Origin of the sequence: Bradyrhizobium sp. CCBAU 53421, assembly GCF_015291625.1 — a bacterium.
GTDB lineage: Bacteria > Pseudomonadota > Alphaproteobacteria > Rhizobiales > Xanthobacteraceae > Bradyrhizobium.
The window spans coordinates 6,406,925-6,425,829 of sequence record NZ_CP030047.1 but is presented as its reverse complement, the minus strand read 5'-3'; the positions used below and the strand labels follow the sequence as shown (position 1 = coordinate 6,425,829).

18 protein-coding genes are annotated in these 18,905 nt (G+C 65.8%); 10 read left to right on the top strand and 8 right to left on the bottom strand.

The annotated features are described in order from the left end of the window. Positions 1-136 precede the first annotated feature (136 nt). Positions 137-550, top strand: coding sequence for a MucR family transcriptional regulator (locus tag XH92_RS30415; protein WP_194455413.1), 414 nt, complete (start codon positions 137-139; stop codon positions 548-550). Between the two features lie 87 nt (positions 551-637). Here the strand turns inward: XH92_RS30415 and XH92_RS30410 are convergent, their stop codons facing one another. Together XH92_RS30410 and XH92_RS30405 are read right to left on the bottom strand one after the other, a co-directional pair. Then, positions 638-1,069 (bottom strand): SufE family protein, encoded by a 432-nt coding sequence (locus XH92_RS30410; protein ID WP_194455412.1) that lies wholly within the window; start codon positions 1,067-1,069, stop codon positions 638-640. A 141-nt stretch (positions 1,070-1,210) separates the two neighbouring features. After that, complete coding sequence (locus XH92_RS30405; RefSeq protein WP_194455411.1) at positions 1,211-1,594, bottom strand: DUF5330 domain-containing protein; 384 nt, start codon at positions 1,592-1,594, stop codon at positions 1,211-1,213. Positions 1,595-2,035: 441 nt separating this feature from the next. Here XH92_RS30405 and XH92_RS30400 point away from each other — a divergent pair, with 441 nt between their 5' ends. Both XH92_RS30400 and XH92_RS30395 read left to right on the top strand, forming a co-directional pair. Beyond that, complete coding sequence (locus XH92_RS30400; protein WP_371818096.1) at positions 2,036-3,838, top strand: PAS domain-containing sensor histidine kinase; 1,803 nt, start codon at positions 2,036-2,038, stop codon at positions 3,836-3,838. Continuing rightward, complete coding sequence (locus tag XH92_RS30395; protein ID WP_194455409.1) at positions 3,831-4,595, top strand: peptidoglycan-binding domain-containing protein; 765 nt, start codon at positions 3,831-3,833, stop codon at positions 4,593-4,595. The genes XH92_RS30400 and XH92_RS30395 overlap by 8 nt, the downstream gene beginning before the upstream one ends. Before the next feature lie 71 nt (positions 4,596-4,666). Here the strand turns inward: XH92_RS30395 and XH92_RS30390 are convergent, their stop codons facing one another. Next, on the bottom strand, positions 4,667-6,310 hold the full coding sequence (locus tag XH92_RS30390; RefSeq protein WP_194455408.1) for an ankyrin repeat domain-containing protein: 1,644 nt from the start codon (positions 6,308-6,310) through the stop codon (positions 4,667-4,669). A gap of 226 nt (positions 6,311-6,536) precedes the next feature. Between XH92_RS30390 and XH92_RS30385 the strand changes: the two genes are divergently transcribed. After that, positions 6,537-6,881 (top strand): DUF1491 family protein, encoded by a 345-nt coding sequence (locus XH92_RS30385; protein ID WP_074131034.1) that lies wholly within the window; start codon positions 6,537-6,539, stop codon positions 6,879-6,881. Here XH92_RS30385 and XH92_RS30380 read toward each other — a convergent pair. Further along, a complete protein-coding gene (locus tag XH92_RS30380; protein ID WP_246787752.1) occupies positions 6,878-7,810 on the bottom strand; it encodes a DUF2336 domain-containing protein in 933 nt (310 codons plus the stop codon). The genes XH92_RS30385 and XH92_RS30380 overlap by 4 nt on opposite strands. 295 nt (positions 7,811-8,105) lie before the next feature. On the opposite strand from XH92_RS30380, the gene XH92_RS43220 reads away from it, so the two are divergent. Beyond that, complete coding sequence (locus XH92_RS43220) at positions 8,106-8,300, top strand: hypothetical protein (RefSeq protein ID WP_246787751.1); 195 nt, start codon at positions 8,106-8,108, stop codon at positions 8,298-8,300. A gap of 16 nt (positions 8,301-8,316) precedes the next feature. Continuing rightward, positions 8,317-9,084, top strand: a complete 768-nt coding sequence (locus tag XH92_RS30375) for a hypothetical protein (protein WP_194455406.1) — start codon at positions 8,317-8,319, stop codon at positions 9,082-9,084. Here XH92_RS30375 and XH92_RS30370 read toward each other — a convergent pair. Then, positions 9,081-9,941, bottom strand: coding sequence for a LysR family transcriptional regulator (locus tag XH92_RS30370; protein WP_194455405.1), 861 nt, complete (start codon positions 9,939-9,941; stop codon positions 9,081-9,083). The genes XH92_RS30375 and XH92_RS30370 overlap by 4 nt on opposite strands. A 91-nt stretch (positions 9,942-10,032) precedes the next feature. Here XH92_RS30370 and XH92_RS30365 point away from each other — a divergent pair, with 91 nt between their 5' ends. Next, positions 10,033-10,866: an MBL fold metallo-hydrolase gene (locus XH92_RS30365; protein WP_194455404.1), complete on the top strand. Its 834-nt coding sequence runs from the start codon at positions 10,033-10,035 to the stop codon at positions 10,864-10,866. Between the two features lie 89 nt (positions 10,867-10,955). Here XH92_RS30365 and XH92_RS30360 read toward each other — a convergent pair whose 3' ends face one another. The 3 genes from XH92_RS30360 to XH92_RS30350 are packed head-to-tail and all read right to left on the bottom strand — an operon-like array spanning position 10,956 to position 14,429. After that, positions 10,956-11,579, bottom strand: coding sequence for a DUF1254 domain-containing protein (locus XH92_RS30360; RefSeq protein ID WP_194455403.1), 624 nt, complete (start codon positions 11,577-11,579; stop codon positions 10,956-10,958). Further along, the gene (locus XH92_RS30355; RefSeq protein WP_194455402.1) at positions 11,576-12,154 is read right to left on the bottom strand and encodes a DUF1214 domain-containing protein; all 579 of its coding nucleotides are present in this window, start codon (positions 12,152-12,154) and stop codon (positions 11,576-11,578) included. Before XH92_RS30355 ends, XH92_RS30360 begins: the two co-directional genes overlap by 4 nt. A gap of 1 nt (position 12,155) precedes the next feature. Then, positions 12,156-14,429: a transglycosylase domain-containing protein gene (locus XH92_RS30350; protein ID WP_194455401.1), complete on the bottom strand. Its 2,274-nt coding sequence runs from the start codon at positions 14,427-14,429 to the stop codon at positions 12,156-12,158. 288 nt (positions 14,430-14,717) lie between these two features. On the opposite strand from XH92_RS30350, the gene XH92_RS30345 reads away from it, so the two are divergent. The 3 genes from XH92_RS30345 to XH92_RS30335 all read left to right on the top strand — a co-directional run bounded on the left by XH92_RS30345 (position 14,718) and on the right by XH92_RS30335 (position 18,900). Next, positions 14,718-15,239 carry a YcgN family cysteine cluster protein gene (locus XH92_RS30345; protein WP_194455400.1) on the top strand — a complete coding sequence of 174 codons (522 nt, stop codon included), beginning with the start codon at positions 14,718-14,720 and terminating at the stop codon, positions 15,237-15,239. Positions 15,240-15,456: 217 nt separating this feature from the next. Next, positions 15,457-17,052 (top strand): MDR family MFS transporter, encoded by a 1,596-nt coding sequence (locus XH92_RS30340; protein ID WP_194455399.1) that lies wholly within the window; start codon positions 15,457-15,459, stop codon positions 17,050-17,052. 624 nt (positions 17,053-17,676) lie between these two features. Continuing rightward, a complete protein-coding gene (locus XH92_RS30335; RefSeq protein WP_194455398.1) occupies positions 17,677-18,900 on the top strand; it encodes an ABC transporter substrate-binding protein in 1,224 nt (407 codons plus the stop codon). Positions 18,901-18,905 lie beyond the last annotated feature (5 nt).

Here is an 18,905-nt window from a genome sequence, read left to right as displayed (position 1 = left end):
AATACGGCCGTTCTTGTCAGGTTTGCTGTAATCCGCTCATAGTCGCGAAGTAGTACGCGATTCCGTTGATGTATTGCTGCACGTGGATACTGTCCGGTGGGCGCCGGGCGGTTGATAGCACGGGGAAGATCGAGCCATGTCCGATACGTCAGGCAAAACGCCGGTCGAGCTGACCGCAAACATCGTTTCGGCCTATCTCAGTAACAATCCGACGCCGGCCTCGGATATTCCGGGCCTGATCAGCCAGGTCCATGCGGCGCTGCTGCGGGTGTCGAGCGGGCGCACTGATACGCCGAGCGAGCCGGCCAAGCCGGCGGTGTCGATGAAGAAGTCGATCACGCCGGAATATCTGGTGTGTCTCGAGGACGGCAAGCGCTTCAAGTCGCTCAAGCGCCACCTGCGCACGCAGTACAACATGACGCCGGAGCAATATCGCGACAAATGGGGCTTGCCGGCCGACTATCCGATGGTGGCGCCGAACTATGCGGTGGCGCGATCGCAACTCGCCAAGAAAATGGGACTTGGCCAGCAGGCGCGGAAGCGGAAGTAGGGGCTCAGAGCATTTTCGAGCGAAGTGGATACCGGTTCGCGTGAAGAAAATGCGTCAAACAAGAACTTAGAGCCCGTTCCGAGGGCTCTAGGCGGCGGACGCCAGCGCCTCGCGCGCATCGTTGCGGATGCGATCGACCATCGAGCGGAGGCCGTTGGAGCGCTGCGGCGTCAGATGGTCGCGGAAGCCGAACTCCTCGAACAGCGCGAGCGCGTCGGTGGCGAGGATTTGCTTCGGCGTGTGCCCGGAAAACAGCGTCAGCACGATCGCGACCAGGCCGCGCACGATGTGGGCGTCGCTGTCGCCGATATAGTTCAGGCGCGGTTCGCCATTGGCATCGCGATCGATCCGCTTCGACAGCCAGACCTGGCTGACGCAACCCTGCACCTTGTTCTCGGCCGAGTGCTCCGCCTCCGGCAACGGCTCCAGCGTGCGGCCGAGCTCGATGACATAGCGGTACCGGTCGTCCCACTCGTCCAGCAGTGCAAAATTGTCCCTGATTTCGTCGATCGTCGTCATCGCGGCCCGCGTCCTGTCCTTACCGGCTTATATAGGAAGGCCGGCCGCGAAAGCGACGAAAATGGAACCGGTTCCCGGCTGTTTCGACGGGTTTTCGCGCGAACCGGTACTTGCTTGACACGAAGCCGCGCTAATTTGCGCTCACGGCGTCGGCGGCAGGCGGAATTCGATCGCCTGATCGTCCGCGGTCAGCGTGTCGCGGGATGCGCCAATCGCAGGATCGGTGTCGTCCTTGCCGATCGAGCCGGTGTGGTCGGGCGGCTTCTTGTCGGTGATGATCTGGTAGAGCTTGCGCGCGCCATCGGTCGCGCGCTGGCCGATCGCGGTCGCGGCCTGGCCGCCGACTTCGCAGGCGGAAGGCTGACGCTTGCAGAACTGACCCATGTCGTTGATCGTCGCGGTCGCGGCCGACACCGCGTCCGACGCGCTGATCTGCGGCGTCTTGTCCGCTTCAGGGGTTTTGTCTCTCGGCAGCAGCACGAGCACAAGCCCAAGCCAGAATGCCAAACGCAGCAGGAAGAACATGGCGCGATCCCGGTCGTCTATCTTGTCTTGTTTCTTGCGCGGTCGATGCCGCTCTTGCCCTCACGGTTAGCATCGGTCGATAAATCGGAAGTATCTGCATTGAAGTAAATCCGCCGAAATATCGCGGAAAATTCGCCTGAATTGATTCGCCGTAAATTTTCGATTGATGGCGGCTGAGGGGGGCCAAATCCGCAAGATGTGCCGCGTCCACCATTTCGAAACCATAGATCGTCGCACCCGGAAACCAGCCGTTCACCATCCCCGACAAATGACCGGTGAATGACAGCGCCGAAGCCTCACCAATGCACGGTGATTGGCGGCAGGCCGTCCCGCCTTAGCGTTCGCTTAAGTTCGCTCTGACACGTTGACCTGCAATCACCAAGGAGGCGTTCCGGCGCGTCTGTCTGACGACTGAGCCGAAGCGCGAGTGCTGTGAGTAGTTTGAGTCTGATCCGCGATTGCCTGGATGCGCTGCTGCATCCGTCGGCGCAATATGATGCGCTGACGCGTGCGCGCCATCGTGCCTTCATGGCGCCGCGGCTGCTCGGCAGCCTGACGGCGCTGGCCTCGTTCCCCGCCTTTCTGGCGATGCGCGGCGCGCCGACGGCGATCGAGGTCGCGGCATTCGCCTGGCTGATCGCGCCGATCCTGCTGTCCTGGTTCCTGTCGCGCACCGGCCGCTATGAAGGCGCGCATGTGCTGTCGTCGCTGGCGCTCGCCGGTCTCGTGATGATGATCGCTGCGTCGACCGGCGGCATCGCCTCGTTCGCTGCGGTGTGGCTCGTCGTGATTCCGATCGAGGCGGCGCTGTCGACCTCGCGGCGCGTGGTGGCGTTCGCGTTCGCGCTGGCGATGATCTGCGCTGCGCTGCTGAGCGTGCTTGGCCATTACCACGTGCTGCCGGTGGTCGATCCCGCGGTCGCATCGAACAGCACGCTGGTCGGATTCGGCGTCGTGTCGGCGATCTTCTATGCGGCCGGACTTGCCTTCGGTGCGGAGTCGCTGGCGCGCACCAGCGTGGCGCTGCTCTATGTCGAGGAAGAGCGCTACCGCCTGCTCGCCCATAACATGAGCGACGTGCTGTCGCGGCACAGCCGCAACGGCGCGGTGCGCTTCATTTCGCCCGCGGCCGAGATCATGCTCGGCGTGCCGGCATCGCGGCTGTCGGGCCACGGCCTGTTCGACCGCGTTCATGTCGCCGATCGTCCGGCCTATCTCACCGCGCTGTCGGACGCCGCGCGCGGCGATGAACGCAGCGTCGAGTTCCGCGTGCGCCGCGACGGTGCGCGGGGCGAGGCTGCCGCCGAATTCATCTGGGTCGAGATGCGCTGCCGTGCGCTCGACCAGGCCTCCGCCGATGCCGAGGTGGTCGCCGTGATCCGCGACGTCACCGATCGCAAGGTGCAGCAGCAGGCGCTCGAGCAGGCGCGCAATGCGGCCGAGCAGGCCGATGCGTCGAAGACGCGCTTCCTGGCCACCATGAGCCACGAGCTGCGCACCCCGCTCAACGCCATCATCGGCTTCTCCGAGATGATCGCGCAGGAAGACGTGCTCGGCCTCGACGCCGCTCGCCGCAAGGAATACGCGCAGCTCATCAACGACTCCGGCCAGCATTTGCTGTCCGTCGTCAACGGCATCCTCGACATGTCGAAGATGGAGTCCGGCAATTTCGAGATTTCGCCGGAGCCGTTTGCGCCGCGGCCGGCGCTGCTCAATTGCTGCAACCTGGTGGCGTTGAAGGCGCGCGAGAGCGGCGTCGACCTCGTCACCCGCGTGCCCGACGATTTGCCGATCGTCAACGGCGACCCGCGTGCGTTCAAGCAGATCGTTCTCAATCTCGTCTCCAACGCCATCAAGTTCACCGAGCGCGGCGGCAAGGTCACCGTGTCGGCCGGGGTCGAGGGATCGCGGCTGTTGCTGCGGGTCTCGGACACCGGTGTCGGCATCGCCGCTGACGACCTGAAGCGGATCGGCGATCCGTTCTTCCAGGCCGGCAAGACGTATCAGCGCCGCCATGAAGGCACCGGCCTTGGCCTCTCCATCGTCAAGGGACTGGTCGGCCTGCACAACGGCGAAATGAACGTCGAGAGCAAGGTGGGCGAGGGCACCATCGTGTCGGTCGCGCTGCCGCTGGCGTTCACCCCGCCGGCCGCCGTCGAGCCGTCGAGCAATGTCTCGACCCTGAAGCCCGCGCTGCGATCCGGACTACAAGAGCAAACCCATCAGGTGAAGAAGAGTGCCTAGACAGACTTTGGATGATGACGAAACGCCGCGCCGTCGTCGCGGTGCCAAGGCGGTGGCCATCGCGGCCGAGGAGGAGCGTGGCCTCGTCATGCGCCTGCTGCTGCACAGTCCGAAGGATCTGGTTGCGGGCCTGCTGGCGACGTCTGCCATTGTCGCGATCCTGATCAACGCACTGTTCCTGCAGGCCGGCCGTCATCCGTCGCCGATGTTCGGCGGTTCGGTGGTGACGCTGCCGCCGCCGGCCTCTCTTGCCGCGGCCGCCAGCCCGATGCCGCGGCCGCGCCCGGCCGAGGCCGCCGCCCGATCGGTCGAGCCCGCCGCCATGGAGCCGACCAGGTCGGTCGACGTGAAGCCGGTCGAGACCAAGCCGGCCGAGACCAGGTCCGTTGAAGCCAAGCCGGAGCCGAGGCCGGTCGAGGTCAAGCCGGTCGATCCGATGGCCAATTTGGTGCTGAAGTCGACCGCCGCGCCGCCGGCCGCCGCAGCGTCCCCGGCCGCCGCGCCGTCCAGCGTCATTCGTCCGCCGGCGCCGATCCCGACACAGCATCTGAGCCCAGCCGGCAAGCGCATCGCCGCGGTCCAGCGGACGCTGACCGAGTATGGCTACGGCCAGCTCAAGCCGACCGGCACGATCGGCGCCGATACCCAGCACGCGATCGCGAAGTTCGAGCGCGCGCGCAAGCTGCCGGTGACCGGGCAGATGTCCGATCGCCTGGTGCGCGAGCTCGGCACGATGATCGGGCATTCGATCGAGTAGCTCGTCGCGGTGAATCGATCTCCGCCATGGCCGGGCATGTCCCGGCCATTTGCGTTTTCGCTACGGCTGGCTCAGATCGTCTCGCCCAGCAGAACGTGCCTGACCTCGTCGGAGAACAGCTTCCTGCGGCCGGCCAGCAGCACCCATTCCGGATCGTCGCGATCCGGAATGGCGCGCGGCATGCCGTGATCGAGCAGGGCCTGCGCGCAAGCGGCCCAATCGCCGCCACTGACCGGTTCATTGCAGGATGCCCACGACAGGCTGCCGGACGCGTCGTCGCCGAAGCCGTGGTGCTCGGTCCACTCGGCGCCGTGCTCGAGCAGGAAGCGTGTCAGCGCGGCATTGCCGCGGAACACCGCGTGATTGAGCGCCGATGCATCCCAATCGCCGCCGCGTGCCGCGATCGGCCAGCCCAGCCTGACCATCAGCCGCACCGCATCGTCGCCGCCGGCCGCGGCGAGCTCTGGAAGCAGTCGCAACTGCTCCGCCGAGAGCGCGCCCGGCAGATCCGGCCGGTCGGCCTGGATCCGCCGCGCCTCGCGCTCGTCGCCGCTGCTGCACGCCGCGACGAACCGCTCGTCATCGGCAAGCGTTTCGTCGCCGGTCCGCTCGCACAGCAGCTCGGCGACGTCGGTCAGTCCGAACTGCAAGGCGTAGCGGTAGGCGGAAAGACCGCCCGGTGTCGTGATGCGCGGATCGGCGCCAGCGTCGAGCAAGGTCTCGATGCATGCCCGCGATCGGCGCCGCCGGATCGCCCACATCAGCGGCGATCCGCAATCCGTCAACGGCGCGTTGCGGGCGGGCTCGTTCGGGTCGCCGCCGTGCCGCAGCAGCAATTCGAGCGCCGCCACATTCTCGTCGTCGAGCACCTTGTACATCGCGTTGGTGCCGGCGATCCGCGCACCGTGCTCGAGCAGCAGGCCCGTGGTCACGGAGCCTTCGAGCGAGTGGTATAGCGATTCATTGTCGTTCGGATTGGCGCCCGCCTCCAGCAACAGTTTCGTCAGCGCGAGATCGTGATTGCGTCCGGCGGCGCCATACAGTGCCGACAGCGGATTGCTGTCATCGGGCGCGTCGAGCGATCCGGGCGGCCAGCGGCTGCTGATGTGCTGGTCGGGATCGGCGCCGGCCTCGAGCAGTAGCCGCGCGCAGCGATGCAGCCGTGTTTGAAACTCCGGAATCTGCAGCATGCTGGAATGCGTGACCGCGACCAGCGGCGGCAGTTTCAGCGGACCGCCGGGACGGTTGACCCATGCGGGATCACCGGCTGCGGTGCGCCGTATCGTCGCTTCGTCGCCGATGGCGCAGGCGAGATAGGGATCATCGGCCACAAGATCGGGATCCTCGGCGAGCATCCGCACCGCGACGCGCGGATGGGCGCGATCGGTGGTGCCATCGACATCAGCGGCATAGACCAGCTGCAGCCAGCGCCGCACGCGATCGGCCTTGCTTTTGCCCGGCGGCAATTGTGCCTCGACATAGCGCCGCAGGTCCGGCCACGAGGCGAAGCCGAGATCGCGCGCGATGCAGGACTGCGCGTCGTGGAGCCGCAGATCAAGTGCTGCGATTTGCGCGTCGTTGCGTCCGGCCGCGGCCGGCAGTGCTTGCCGGAAACGCGCGTAAGCCTCCGGCGCCTGCCGCCGGTAAAGGCGAATGAGCTCCTTGGCTTGTTTCTTCAGATGTTCGAGATTCAGTCGCGCGGGCGATCGGTTCATGGAAACCTCCGTGCATCAATCGCCGATGGTCCACAAAACCGGCTGCACAAAGGCTTGGTTGGCCGCATATGAGGTGCAAGTGGGTTCAATCCCTCCCGTGGACCCGGGCGCGGCTTGCACCGCAGATGCAAGGATATGAGCGACGTCTGGTTCGGTCAACCCGCCGCTGCGTGATGTCATCTGTGACAATTGGACGTGGCCGCGTCGCTGGCCTATAGGTCGGCGCATGCGATTGAAAACCAGCATATGGGTCGCGGCGTATTTGCGCCGCTGCCAGACCGAAGGCGTGTTCGGCGCAGTCCGCAAGAAGGGCGCCGAGGAAGCCGGTGCCGTGTTCGTCAAGGTGGCGCTGATGGACGGCAACGCGATGCTGTATGCGCCCGCGCCGCAGACCGTCTATGACGACAGCCGTCCGGTCGAGCGGCTCTTCGTGCCGACGGCACCGCAGCCTGTGTCCGAACCCTCGGTCGAGGAGCGATTGACCAAGGAGCTGCGCTTCGATCCCGATGCGTGGATCGTCGAGACCGAAGATCGCGCCGGACGGCACTTTCTCGATCTCGCTAAAAGCTAGTTTCCGGATTTCTGATTGCGAATGGCAGGCGCGCTGCCGGGCTGCACGACGGGGCGTATCTGCGACGGTGTCGCGCGGACGCGATGGCGCTCGTCGTCATAGAGCGACGAGCGATATTTCGCGCGCGCCACCGCCATGGTCGAGCCGCGCCACGCCGCCAACATCACGAGCGCCGAGCGCTCGCTGAGGCGATCGTAGAGCCGCGACAGTCGATAGACATAGTTGACCGACGAGCCGGCTTCCGGATTGAGGAACATCAGGATGCGCTGGAATGCGGCGCTCGAGACGTCAAGCGCCCGCATCGCACAGGCGAGCGGCTCGCCGCCGGGATCATTGACGACCTCCGCCGCGATCCGCGACGGCAGGATCAGCGCCTCGCCGAGTTCGCGGGTGAAGTTGTCGATGTCCTCGGCAAAGGCCGCCATCTCCAGGATATGGATCGCGCGCGCGGCGCGCGCGGCCGGAATCCGCGCCGCCGCCTTCAGCGGCGTCTCCTGCAGATTGTGCAGGATCTGCGCGCGTTCCTTCGCGCTGGCGGCAAAGAACATATCGGAGATCTCGGCGGCATCGTTCGGCCGCATCGCCAGGCTCGCAGCCATCCGCAGCTCGGCTTCGGTCGGGATCCTTGCTTGGGACGCTGACGGTGCCGGCACGGAAGCCGGAGCGTCCGCCGGCAACGGCTGGTCGGGACCGACCCGGCGCAGCCCGAGCTTGTCCATGATCCTGGCGGGCGTTGCCGGATAGATCGCAAGCCGCGCTCGGACCGCGGCGCGGGTCGCGTCGTCGACTTCGTCGATCAGGCGCGACGTCAGCTCGACGAACTGGCGCTCTTCGTCGGCGGAATGCGCGCTCGCCTGCACATAAAGGTCGGTCAGGACGCGCAGCAGCGTCGGGCGGATGTCGACGCCCTCGCGGCGGGAGAGCGTCATCAGCCCATCGAAACCAGGAAATAGCGGAGCTGCGCTCATCTCGGGCGTACGCGACTTGCCAATAAGACTCGGTTTGAAAACCCTGTGGCAGCGAGCCTACGCAGGCTGTTTTAAGAGGCAGTTAAGGAAAACAAGCCGTGAAGCCGAACGCTCGAATTTGCGCGTGTCCATTAAGGCACAGCGCCACATCCGTAACCGCCCGTACCGGCGGCTTAAGATGTCGTTAACCATGCCCGTTCTTAACTCGGCATGCGCGGGGCAAATCACGTCCGTGCGGGGCCAGAGAGAACGGAACATGGGCACCATCGTTGAGTTTCCGGCGGATGCGGCCGCACGGCGGCCGAGCGTTGTCGGTACTGCCGGTGAAGGCATGGGGACCGTACTGATCCTTCCCGTCGTCCGGATCGAACGAACGACGGAGGAGACCGGCGGTGGGCGCGGACCGGAGCAGGGCACTGCCCAGGGCCGCCGTCGCCGACGCCGTTCCTGATAGCGGACATCGTGCAATGCCGCAGCCTGTGCAGCGGACCGCCGCGCGGCGGTCACTCCCGGCGCTGATCCTGCTGGTTGCGGGCGCGGTGCTCGCGGGCTGCAGCGGTGGCGATTTCGGCCGCACCCGCGCGGATTTCCGCAACGACGACATGCATCGCTGGATGGGCGCCGAGGCGACCGGCAGCATCGGCAAGAACGCCTCGCAATTCCAGCTCACCGAACACGAACGCCAGCTGCGCGATCTCGCCTATCAATACGTCGAGCCGCCGCTGTCGCGTCCGGCGTGGAAGAGCGTGTTCGGCGATTACCAGCCGCTGCCGTCACCGTGGCGGCAGAAGGCCGTGTTCGACCGCACCGCTTATGGCCGCAATCTGATCGACGAGCCGCACCGCTCGTTCGCCTCGCGCTATTCGCTGCTGATCGATCAGGTGCGCGACGACATCACCCGCTTCGAGCCGTTCTTCGCCACTGCGGCCCAGGTCATCGAGCTCGACCACAAGCGCAATGCCAGCCTCCACATGATTGCCGACGTGTCGCCGCGCGAGCGGGCCGATGCCGTCGCGCGGATGGAGGAGAACACGCTGATCGTGCAGTGGGTCCAGCAGGCCCTGGAGCGGCGGATTGCGTCCTATCGTTGGGCGCTGGAGCGGCTGGTGATCCAGGCGCCCGACGGCATGGCGGCCGACGCCGAACGCCAGATCAACGAACTCGCGCGGCTCACCGCCAACGCGCCGTTGATTTCTGCGCCGGTCACCGGCCAGGCCGTGGTGACGAAGGGCTAGGCGGGCTTCATTCTCCGCGTTGTCGATTTGCCCCGGCGACTGCTCGGTTGCCGCGGCAGGTTGGCAATGAACCCCTTCAGCGCATCGGATGGCGGATGAGCGGAGGGGTAGGCGAGGCCGACCTGGCGCGTCACGTCGATCTCGATCGCACGCACCGCCACATCCGGATTGCCGCGCGCCACGCCTTCAGGAACGATCGCAACGCCAACCCCGGCCGCCACCAGCGCCATCGCCCATTCCTCCGATTCCGCGATCGCCACCGGCTTGCGCGGCGGCGCGGTGCGCTTGAAAAACTCCTGCTGCTCGCAATGGCAGCGGTCGATCATCGGAACGCCGGCGAAGTCGGTGGTCCGCAACGTCTCCTTCAGGGTGAGAGGATGCGACGGCGGCAGCGCCGCGACGTAGCGCTCGCTCCAGAGCGGGATGAAGTGCTCGCCGGCGCCGATCATGCTCTTGGCGACGATCCGCGCGTCGGCCTTCTCATTGGCGCCGACCAGACGAAGCGCGAGATCGGCATTGCCGGTCAGCGGCTTCAGCAGCGCGATCGTCCGCGCCTGATCGAGCGTGCGCAACAGGCCGAGCGTCAGCGCCTGTCGTGTCGCGGGTTTGCGAAACAGGTTTCGCGCCGCATCCGCCTCGTCGATGATCCGGCGGGCGATGCCGTGAAACTGCGCGGCGGATTCCGTCGGCGCCATGCCTTTCTTGTGCCGGATGAACAGCGTGGTGCCGAGCTCGGCCTCGAGATTGGTGATCGCCGCCGAGATCGACGGCTGCGAGATGAAGCAGCGCTTCGCCGCGGCGGTCAAATTGCGCTCCCGGTAGACCGCGGCGAAGTAGCGGAGTTCGCGGATATCCATAGGTCTATCCTATCGTATCGATAGCGAGACAATATTTTACCTATGAATTGACGAGTGGCAAGTCTGCGCCTGTTACAGCGGAGGATTGGTCATGCGCATCCATCATCTCAACACCGGCACCATGTGCCCGATCGGCAAGCGCCTCGTGAACGGCAGCGGCAGCCTGTTCCAGCGGGCGCGGATGGTCTGTCATTGCCTGCTGATCGAGAGCAATGACGGCCTGGTGCTCGTCGACACCGGCATCGGGCTCGACGACATCGGCGACCCGCCGCGGCTCGGGCGCAAATGGGTGCGGCAGACGACGCCGCGGCTCGACCCGGCCGAGACCGCCGTCCGTCAGGTGAAGGCTCTCGGCTTCTCGCCCGACGATGTGCGGCATCTGCTGTTGACGCATCTCGACCGCGATCATGCCGGCGGCGTGCCGGACTTTCCGAAGGCCAAGGTGCACGTCCATCGCAAGGAGTACGACATGGCGGTGACGCATCAGGTTGCGCCGCCGGTGGGGCGCTACATCACGGCGCAATGGAAGCATGGGCCGGACTGGGCGCTCTACGGCGCAGATGGCGAGGATTGGTTCGGCTTCAAGGGCGTGCGCGCGCTCGGCGATCGCGAGCCGGATATCCTGATGATTCCGCTGCCGGGCCACACGCTCGGCCATTGCGGGATCGCGGTGCGCGACAAGGACGGATGGCTGCTGCACGCCGGCGATGCCTATTTCCACCACGCGCAGCTCGCTGCCCGGCCGCGGATCCCGCTGGTGCTCGGCATGTTCCAGCGCCGCGCGGATATGGATCGCGCGATGCGGATCCAGAACCAGGAGCGGCTGCGGCAGTTGAAGGCGGCGCATGGCGCCAGCGTCATGATCGTCAACAGCCACGATCCCGTCGATTACGAGACCTGCCGTTGCGGTCGTCACGCGCGCTAACGCTACATTTGAGCATGATCTCCGCGCAAGCGCTCCGCGCTCGTCGCGAGGGAAAACCGCTTCGCACTTTTCCGGATCATGCTTGCGAGCTAGCGCTTGTTGCGCGCCGCAGGCGGCGGGGCCGGGGTCGGCACGGGCGGCGGCGCCTCCTGCTTGGCCGCGACCGGCTCGGCCTGCACCTTGCAGGACGAGGCCGCAAGCGAAGCCTGCGCCTGCGGCATCAGGCCGGGCTCCGGCGCCAACGCCTTCAGCAGGATCAGGCCGGTCTCGGTCGGCGAGTCGATGATCAGCCGGTCGGCGGCGGTGACTTCCTCGTCCTCCGGCAGCTCGTTGTGCTGGGCTTCCGTCATCAGGTCGAGCTCGATCACCTTCTTGCCGGCGGAGCGGTCGTTGATCGCGTAATAGGCGACCTCGTTGCGGGTGTAGAACGACACCGAGGTATAGGCCTGGCTGACCGGCACCGTGAGCTTGAGCGGCCCGGTGGAGAGATCGTAGCGGCAGATCGCCACGGCGAAGGCCGGATCCATCAGCGGCATCGGCGCGTGGCTCGGGTCGGCCAGCGGCAGCTGCGTCACCTCGTTGAGCTTGGTCATCGGCGTCAGCCGCGAATAGGCGTCCTGCGAGGCGATGCGCGGCAGCGCCAGCACGCTGACGAGATGCACCACGCCGCCGAGCAGCACGCCTGCGAGGATGGTGAACAGCACGCGGATCATGGGCAGCCCGTCGTTGCGATCGCGGGCATCGGAGCGTCGCGCTGGGTGCGGGTCGCGACCCCGACCGGCGTGTCGTAGAGCCGCAGCATCAGCGCGTAGCGCTCGATGCCGCCGGTCGGCAGCCAGTTGCCGGCGCGCGAGCGCGAGGCGATGTGGATCTCGAACGTGCCGTCGGAAGCGCGCATGATCTCCTGGCTGGTGAAGCCGTAGCGCTGCAGCGAATTGGCGACGAGGTGACCCTTGCGATCGAACAGCGTCAACGTCCAGAACCGCGCCGCCGGCGTCACGCCTGAGACCACGATGTCGCAGCGGCCGTCGAGCGGCTTGTTCTTGTCGTCAGTGGTCGCCGAGAACGCGATGCCGTCGCCGGTGCCGATCGGCAGCTCGCCGCTGCGCGCGATGGTGGCGCGCGAATAGGGGTCGACGTCGGACGTGCCGTTCTTCGGCCGTGCGGTCCAGGCGCCGATCTTCAGCGTGCCGAGATCGGTGCCGCGGGTTGCCGTGGCATAAGTCAGGCCGAGGCCAACGGCCGTGGCGATGACGAGTGCCAGCAAGGTGGTGAGGAGGAGCCGCACGTCAGTTCTTGCGTGGCGCAGGTGCTGTCGCGCCGTCCGGCCCGGCCGCGGCAACGTAGTTTTCGGGGAACGCCAGCGCGCTCGAGGACTCCGCCTTGCCGGTCTTCGAGGGTTCGTTCAGCGTGGTCTTGCCGGCCGTCCTGGCGGCGTCGTCGAGTAGCTTCTCGACCCGGACCAGGATATCCGCGCCGCGCTTGGTCAAGACCGGCGGCGGACCCGGCTTGGTCTCCAGCACACGCGGCGCAGCGCTCACCTGGGCATTGGCCTGCGCCGGCTGCGGCGGCAGCTTCTGGCCCATGCCGACGCCGACGAGTTCTTTCACTTCGACGCCCTGATGCGCGGCGACCATGATGTCGTGCCAGGTCTGCGCCGGCAGCGAGCCGCCGGTCATGCGGTTGGTCGGCGAATAATCGTCATTGCCGTACCAGACCGCGCACGTGAAGTTGCCGGTGTAGCCGACGAACCAGGCGTCGCGATAGGCGTTGGTGGTGCCGGTCTTGCCGGCGGTCGGAACGCCGTCGAGCGCGGCGCGGCGCGCGGTGCCTTCGCTGACCACGTGGCTCATCATGCCGGCCATGTCGGCGGCGATGTTCGGCGGTATAGCCTGCCGCGGCTTGGGGCCGTCGCGGTCCCAGCGCCACACCAGATCGCCGGCGCCGGTGCGCACCTCGAGCACCGAGTGCGGCGTCACCGCCTTGCCGCGGTTCGGGAAGGTCGCATAGGCCACCGCGTGCTCGATCACCGTGACTTCGTCGGAGCCGATCGGCAGCGACGGCGTATCGGGCAGCGGTGCCTTGAGGCCGAAGCGGCGCGCGACCTCGACGATCTTGGCGCGGCCCGCCTTCGGGCCTTCCTTGCCGCCCAGCGCGATCGAGAGCTTGACCGGCACCACGTTGATCGAGCGGGTGATCGCCTGCGTCAGCGTCACCGAGCCGGAATAGGAATGGCCATAGTTCTGCGGACACCAGTTGCCGATGCAGACCGGGCCGTCGACGATCTTCGAGTTCGGCGTGAAGCCGTTCAGCAGCGCCGTGGTGTAGACGTAGGGCTTGAACGACGAGCCGGGCTGCCGGTAGGCGTCGGTGGCGCGGTTGAACTGGCTTGCGCCGTAGTCGCGTCCGCCGACCATGGCGCGGATGCCGCCGTCGAGATCGGACACTACGGTCGCGGCCTGCGTCGCGTGATAATCACGCCCGAACTGGCGGAGCTGGTTCTCGATCGCTTCCTCGGCCGCCTTCTGCACGTTCATGTCGATCGCGGTGCGGACCACGAAGACGCGCTCGGTGTAGGATTTCGGGAAGGTGTCGACCAGCTTGCGCATCTCGTCGAAGGCGTAGTCGAGATAGTAGTTCGGCGAATTCTCGTCGCGCCGGTCGACTGCGACCGCCGGATTGCGGCGGGCGCCGAACACCTGACCCTCGGTCATGAAGCCGGCATCGACCAGGTTGTCGAGCACGACGTTGGCGCGGGCGCGCGCCGCGGGCAGGTTGATGTGCGGGGCGTACTTCGTCGGCGCCTTGAACAGGCCGGCGAGCATCGCGGCTTCCGCGAGGTTCACGTCGCGCACCGACTTGTTGAAGTAGAAATGCGCCGCGCCATCGACGCCGAAGGTGCCGCCGCCCATATAGGCGCGGTCGAGATAGAGTTTCAGGATCTCGTTCTTGGTGAGCCGCGTCTCCAGCCAGATCGCAAGGAACGCTTCCTTCACCTTGCGCTCGATGGTGCGCTCGTTGTTCAGGAACAAGTTTTTGGCGAGCTGCTGGGTGATCGACGAACCGCCCTGGCGGACGCCGCCGGCCTGGGCGTTGGTGACGAGCGCGCGGGCGAGGCCCGGCACGTCGATGCCGAAATGGTCGTAGAAGCGGCGGTCCTCTGTCGCGAGCGTCGCCTTGATCAGGTTGTCCGGAAAGTCTTCCAGCGGGATCGAGTCATTATGCTTGATGCCGCGGCTGCCGATCGGGTTGCCGTAACGGTCGAGGAAGGTCACCGCGAGATCGGATTTCTTCAGCCAGTCCTCGTCTGCGGTCTCGCGGAAGGCGGGGATCGCGAGCGTCAGCATCAGGATCATGCCGCCGAGCCCAATGGTCGCGGCCTCCGAGAGCGGCTCGATGAACACCCAGCGCTTCCAGCGGCCGACATAGAAGCGGTCCATGAAGGTGGAATAGCGCTCGTAGAGTTCGCGCAGGCCCTTGCCCGACGAGAACAGCGTCGAGTCGATACGCGCATCGAGGTCCAGGAAGAAGTTCCGGACCTTCTGTTTCCAATGCGACGGCATGATCTGAAAGGACCGGACCCTTGATCAGTTCGACAGCGCTACGGGCGCCCAAATCGGGCACAGGCCAGCGTCTTGCTTCGATGTTGCGGCAATCCCAAGGCGCTTTTGCGTCGTTGGGGACTCGTTCCACGTTCTATCCGAGCGGTTGCCATAAACCAATGGCGCGGCTGATGAATTTAATGAAAGCCCTAACGCTGCCCACCGGCTTTTTCGACCCCGCAATATCACCCCCTTGCGAACGGGCCGCCGGCGTCCCAAGAAGGGCTTTATCGCCATGTCAGGGATAGCATGACCGCACCGCCCAAGCGCCCGTCGGGCCAGGATGGATTCTTCTGGAAAACCAAGACGTTGGAGGAGATGTCCAACGCCGAATGGGAAAGCCTGTGTGACGGCTGCGCACGGTGCTGCCTGGAGAAGCTCGAGGACGAGGACACCGGCAAGATCTATTTCACCCATATCTCCTGCAAGCTGCTCGATTCAGGCCTGTGCACCTGCAAGGACTATGCGAACCGCTCCGACCAGGTTCCGGATTGCGTCCGCCTGACGCCCGAGAATGTCCGGACGCTGAACTGGCTGCCGCCGAGCTGCGCCTACCGGCTCGTGGCCGAGGGGCGCGACCTTTACTGGTGGCACCCCCTGATCTCCGGCGATCCCAACACCGTGCATGAAGCCGGCGTGTCGGTGCGCGGCCGGGTGGAGGGCACCGAACTCGACGTCAATGACGCCGATCTCGAGGATCACATCGTGCGCTGGCCGGCCCTGCTGCCGAAACGGGCCCAATTGAAGAAGCGGCCGAAGGTCTCCAAGTAAATTTCCAAGTAAACTTCCAGGTAGATTTCCAAGGCGTAACGATGACGGCGGCGGGAGCTGGCGCCGGCTGTGCTGTGATCACGTGATCGCGAGAACATCGCGGCGGGATGCACCCATGCGCTGGGGTGCCTGCCTCAGCAAGCAATTGCTGCATAAATTCCGAAGCAGAGAATGATTCCATCGCGGGACGCGCCCGCGCAGCAGCATTACGCCCCAAATGAACAAGTATGAACGGCAGAGCCGTTTTCCTGCCGACCAATCCACATTGCCTGACGACATTGCCGAAGAGCTGTCTCACCTTCCGAGCGAGGTGATCGAACTCAGCGACGCGCCGCCGCTGGCGCCGCCGGCACCGCTCAATCCGGACGAAGTCCGCACCATCGTGATCAGCCTGATGCTGACGATGTTCCTGGCCGCGCTCGACCAGACCATCGTCGCGACCGCGCTGCCGACGATCGGGCGCCAGTTTCACGACGTCACCAACCTGTCCTGGGTGATCACGGCCTATCTGCTCGCCTCCACCGCGGTGGCGCCGGTGTTCGGCACGCTGAGCGACATCTATGGCCGCCGCGTTATGATCATCACCTCGCTCAGCCTGTTCGTGGTCGGCTCGGTGCTGTGCGCGGTCGCGCCCAGCATGACGATGCTGATCATTGCCCGCGGCCTGCAGGGGCTCGGCGGCGGCGGCATCATGCCCGTGGTGCAGACCGTGATCTCCGACGTGGTCACGCCGCGCGAGCGCGGCCGCTACCAGGCTTATTTCTCCAGCGTCTGGATGGCGGGCGGCATTCTCGGCCCGGTGGTCGGCGGCGTATTCGCCGAGCACCTGCACTGGTCGATGATCTTCTGGATCAACCTGCCGCTCGCAGCGGCGGCGCTGGCGCTGCTGCTGCCGAAGATGAGCAAGATCCCGGTGTTCCACCGCAAGCGCAAGGTCGACTGGCTCGGCGGCGTGCTGCTGATGGCCTCGGCCGTCGTGCTGATGCTGGTGCTGACCTGGGGCGGCACCAAGCTGTCCTGGCTGTCGCCGACGATTACGGCGATGATCGGCGCCTCGATCGCGCTCGCCGGCGCCTTCGTCTGGCACGCGCGCCGCGCCGACGAGCCATTCCTGCCGCTGTCGCTGCTCGGCGGCTCGGTGGTGCCGTTCGCGATGGGCGCGGGTGGCTGCGCGCTCGGCGCCATGGTCGGCCTCACCGTGCATCTGCCGCTCTATTACGAGGTGGTCTATCACCTCACCGCCAGCGAGGCCGGCCTTGCGCTGATCCCGCTCGCGGCGATCTCGACCTTTGGTGCTGCGATCGCCGGCCGGACCATGGCGAAGGCCAAGCACTACAAGCGCGTCGCCATCGTCGGCACGTCGGTTGCCGCGATCTGCGCCGTCGGCATGGCGGTGACGACGCTGCCGTTGTGGGGTTTGCTGCTGCTGATGAGCGTGTTCGCGCTCGGGCTCGGCACCACGTTCCCGATCAGCGTGGTGTCGCTGCAGAACGCGGTGGCGCGGCCGCAGGTCGGCACCGTGACCGGCGCGATGAACTTCTTCCGCGCGATGATGGCCTCCTTCACGGTCGCAGCCTTCACCACGATCCTGCTGATGACGCTCGGCACCGACATCTCGCTCGCCGGCGAGCATCATGCCGCGGCCGCCAGCACCGTCAGCGCGATCCCGATGGCCGACATGATCCATGCGTTCCGCTACGTGTTCGGCGCCGCCGCCGTGCTGCTGACCACCGCCTCGATCTGCATGATCACGATGGAAGAACGCCCGCTCGCCGGTCCCGCCACGCGGCCGCCGGCGGAGATGGCGGAGTAGGGCTGGAGCCGTACTCACGATTGTCGTCCCTGCGAAAGCAGGGACCCATACTCCGCGGCGGAGCTTATTACAGCGACTCGTCGTTCCAGCATCGCCCAACAATCGGCATTTGTGGTTATGGGTCCTGCCTTTCGCAGGGACGACACCGAGTGTGTTGCGTGGTCTGTGAGGGAGCCGCCGGCGGCAGGGCTCCCTCCCCCCTTGCGGGGGAGGGTTGGGGAGAGGGGGCCACGCGACGAACTCCCTCCGCGTCGTCACGACGACAAGCACACAGGTTGCGAGGGCGATGCGCGCATCGATCAGCTCGCCCGGGGCCACCCCTCTCCCCAACCCTCTCCCGCAAGGGGAGAGGGAGCCTGACGTGCGTGCTCACCTCACCGTCATTGCAATGACGATTTGAAAGAACCGCACCTCGCGTCTTTATTCCCCCTCTGCCTCAAATTTATTCAGCCGTACCGAGCCGACCCACTACTTTAGTCGCCGTCCATGCATGGCGATCTGCGCGCAGTTTCACTTGCTGCGCATTTTGTCGCGGCTATAGTCCGGCCCCAAGAGCTCGAAGCAGCCGAACAAAAAGAGGAGAGAAACAGGGTGACAAGAACATCGCGACTCCCCATGCATGCGATGCAGAAACTTGCAGGAGCGGCCGTGCTGGGCCTGTTGGCTGCGGCGCCGAGCGGAGCGCAGGCTGCCGACACCCTCAAGATCGGCGTGATCGCCGAAGCGCAGGCGATCGCCGGCGCCTCGATCCCGCAGGCTGCGCAACTGGCCGCCGACGAGATCAACGCCAAGGGCGGCATCGACGGCCGCAAGATCGAGATCGTCTCCTACGACAATCATTCCTCCTCGGCGGATTCGGTGCGCGCCTTCCAGCGCGCGGTCAACGAAGACAAGGTCAACGTCGTCATCTCGAGCTACATCAGCGAGGTGGTGCTGGCGCTCGAGCCCTGGGCTTCGCGCCTGAAGACGCCGTTCGTCACGCCCGGCGCTGCCTCCAACGAGATCAGCAAGAGCGTTCACGCTGATTACGAGAAGAACAAGTACACCTTCCACGGCTACCTGACCTCGGCGGCGCTCGCGCTGTCGGTCTGCGATGCCGCCAAGGAGCTGCTGGTCGATCAGAAGCACATGAAGACCGCGGTCATCATGAGCGAGGACGCGGCCTGGACCAAGCCGCTCGACGTCGGCTATGAGGAGTGCCTGCCGAAGATCGGGCTCAAGGTCGTCGACCATATCCGCTTCTCGCCCGACACCACCGACTTCACGCCGATCTTCAACAAGGTGGAGGCCGCCAAGCCCGACGTGATCATCACCGGCATCTCGCATGTCGGCGTGCAGCCGACGGTGCAGTGGAAGAACCAGCAGGTGCCGATCCCGATGTTCGGCATCTCCTCGCAGGCGACCAACGAGACCTTCGGCAAGGACACCAACGATGCGGCGGAAGGCGTGCTGTATCAGGGCGTGTCGGGGCCGAACGTCGCGGTGACGCCGAAGTCGGTGCCGTTCGCGGAAGGCTTCAAGAAGCGCTACGGCAATTATCCGTCCTATGCGGGCTACACCGCCTATGACGAGGTTTACTACATCGCCGATGCGGTGAAGCGCGCCGGCTCGGTCGACGCCGACAAGATGGTCGATGCGCTGGAGAAGACCGATTGGGAAGGCACCATCGGGCGCGTCCAGTTCTACGGCAAGGACGATCCGTTCACCCATTCGATCAAGTACGGCAAGGGCCTGATCACCGGACTGATGCTGCAGTGGCAGGGCGGCAAGCAGGTCGCGGTGTGGCCGAAGGAGGTCGCCAAGAGCGACCTCAAGTTCCCGAGCTTCATCAAGCTCACCACGAACTGACCGAT